This window comes from Candidatus Frankia alpina (assembly GCF_902806485.1).
GTDB classification, from domain to species: domain Bacteria; phylum Actinomycetota; class Actinomycetes; order Frankiales; family Frankiaceae; genus Frankia; species Frankia alpina.
In genome coordinates this window covers 1-2,536 of the sequence record NZ_CADCWT010000406.1, presented here as the reverse complement: position 1 = coordinate 2,536, position 2,536 = coordinate 1, and the positions used below count along the sequence as shown (strand labels likewise).

At 75.7% G+C, this 2,536-nt stretch carries 1 protein-coding gene and 1 pseudogene; both read right to left on the bottom strand.

Translation table 11 applies throughout. The features are described 5' to 3' along the window. Positions 1-226: pseudogene (locus tag G6R25_RS29990) on the bottom strand (uridine kinase); the annotation flags it as partial. Positions 227-492: 266 nt separating this feature from the next. Further along, positions 493-2,439 carry a DNA polymerase gene (locus tag G6R25_RS23325; RefSeq protein ID WP_163554583.1) on the bottom strand — a complete coding sequence of 649 codons (1,947 nt, stop codon included), beginning with the start codon at positions 2,437-2,439 and terminating at the stop codon, positions 493-495. Between the last annotated feature and the right edge of the window lie 97 nt (positions 2,440-2,536).

Genomic DNA, 2,536 nt, shown 5'->3' with positions numbered 1-2,536 from the left:
GCACCCAGTAGCCCCGCAGTTCGTCGCGCAGGAGGAAAACACCGTCGACGATGAGCACCGCGTCGCCCGCGGCCTCGCGAGCGGGGCAGTCGAGTGCGGAGTCGCTGAGATGGTCGAACGCGGCCGTGCGGTAGCGCCGGTCACCGGCGGGGCTCAGCGGGTCCAGGAGGAAGCGCCGTAGCGCGACATAGTCGAACGCGTCCAGAAAGTAGCCGTTCGGGGACAACGGCCCTCGGCGGCGACGCGTGGCCTGGGGCTGGTGGAAACCGTCGACGCTGGCGCGGATGACGGGTCAGCCTCGGTCGGCGAGACCCGGTCCGGGTATGCGTCCCGCAGCAGGTCGGCGAGCGCGCCCACGACGCGGTCGAGGGACGGCTCCACAATAGATCTCCCCCAGGTCGGTGTTCTTGGTGTTCTTCTATGATGATCATGGAATGGGGCATGTCGTCAACGGCGTTGATTATCTTGGAGGCGGCGGGTGGGCCGGGACGGTCAGTGGACGGCGTCGGACCAGCGTCGCAGGATCGACACCTCGACGACGAACCGCACGCCGCTGCCCGCCGCCCAGTAGGTGGCCGTGGCGGCCAGGGAGCGGTGCAGCAGGTCGGCGGCGGCGTCGGCGTGGGCGGCGGGGACCTGCAGGAGCAGTTCGTCGTGCAGGCAGAGCACGATCTCGCCGTCGAGGGCGGGCAGTTCGGCGCGGACCGTCACCGCCCACGCCTTGAACAGCTCGGCGGCGGGGCCCTGGATGACGGCGTTGCGGGCGAAGCGGCCGCGGGCCGTCTCGGGGATGCCACCGGCGACTGGGGATGCCTCGTCAGGGGGCGCCGGGTCGGTCAGGCCCCGGGGTGGGCGCGGCGCGGGGGCGAGGCGGATGCGCCGGCCGCCGTAGGTGCGCAGGTCGCGGCCGGCGCGGCCGGCGGCGTCGGCGTCGTCGAGGTAGGCCAGCGCGGTCGGGTAGGCGCGGCGCATCCGGCGCAGGGCCTCGCCGGCCGAACCGGTGGTCTGGCCGTACATCGCGGCGAGCACCGCGATCTTGGCCTGCGGCCGGTCGCGGCCGAGCTGTACCGCGACGGGGGCGTACATGTCGTCGGCCCGGGTGGCCTCGGCGAGGGCGGGGTCGGCGGAGACGACGGCGAGTACCCGGGGTTCGATCTGGCCAAGGTCGGCGCGGACGAACACCCGGCCCGGTTCGGCGACGACGGCGACACGCAGGTCGGCGGGCAGGTTGTGCAGGCCGGCCTGGGCGGTCATCCGCCCGGCGGCGCCGTCACTGGCATGCCAGGCGCCGCGTAGTCGCCCGTCGGGGCCGACGTGGGTGTCGAGCCAGCGGTGGCCGTAGGTGGTGGCGATACGCTCGGTGCGTCGCCAGGTCAGCAGGGCGGCGACGGCGGGATGGGCGTCGCGCAGCGGTTCGAGGCGGCCCGAACGGGTGTCGGGGACGTCGATGCCCACCGTGCGCAGGGCGGCCCGCACCGCGGCGGGGTTGCGCAGGTCGACAGGCCCGCGCAGGTGGGCGAGGACCGGGGCGTCGCGGCGGCGGGCGGCGAGCTCATCGGCGCCGGTGTGCGGTGGTGGGCCGACGATCTCGCCGAGCAGTGTTTCGGCGACGGCGCGGTCGACGGGCAGGCCGTCGCGTTCGAGCTCGCGGACAAGCAGTTCCGCGGCGGATTCGGCGCGGGCGGTCAGGACCGCCAGGGTGATCCGGCCGGGGCGGGCGCGCCGGTCGGGGAGGCTGCCCAGCGCTGCCTGCTGACGGTCCTGGGTGTGCAGCGCAAGCATGGCGAGACTGGTCGCGCGGCGCAGCGCCTCACCGGGTGTCGCGGCCCGATGCAGCCAGCCGGCGTCGAGCTGGCCGTCTGCCGCCAGCGGCCCGTTCCCGAACGCGCCGCCGGCGTCCGCTCCCCCGCCGTCGTCGTCCGCTGCGACGCCGGCGGAGATGCGGCGGGGCCCGGTGGCCGGGCCGTCGCCGGTGCCCTCCCACAGGCCGAGCTGGCCCTGCGCCACCCGGGCGATGCCGGTGGATCGCGGTGGTGGAGGTGGTGCGGGCAGGCCGGCGGCCGCGGCCCACACGGCGGCCGGGTCGTCGCGGCGCCCGCCGTGCAGCAGCCGGTGCACGGCGGCGAGATCCCAGCAGGCGCCGAGGCGCACCCGGGCGGCCAGCGGCACGGCCGCGGTCGTCGGCGCCGACCACCACACCCACCGGGGGGCGCAGCGTCGTTCGATCTCGGCGAGCAGGCCGGCGGCCTCGCCGGGCTCGGATGCGGGCACCGTCAGGGTGACGGGTGCACCCGGCGGGCTGGCGGGCGGGTGGTGGGCCAGGGCGAAGCCGACCTGGGGCAGCACGACGAGCGCCAGGGGCTGGCGGGGGGCGAACTCCCCCGACCACAGGTCCGCGAGCGGTCCCGCGGCCGGGTACGACGGGTTGGCCGACGTCATGAGTCGATTCTCACCACCGGATCCGACAGTTCGCGGCCCACCCAGCATCGGCGGGCCGACCCGATAGCGTTGCCGGGCCGGTCGACGCCATCACCGG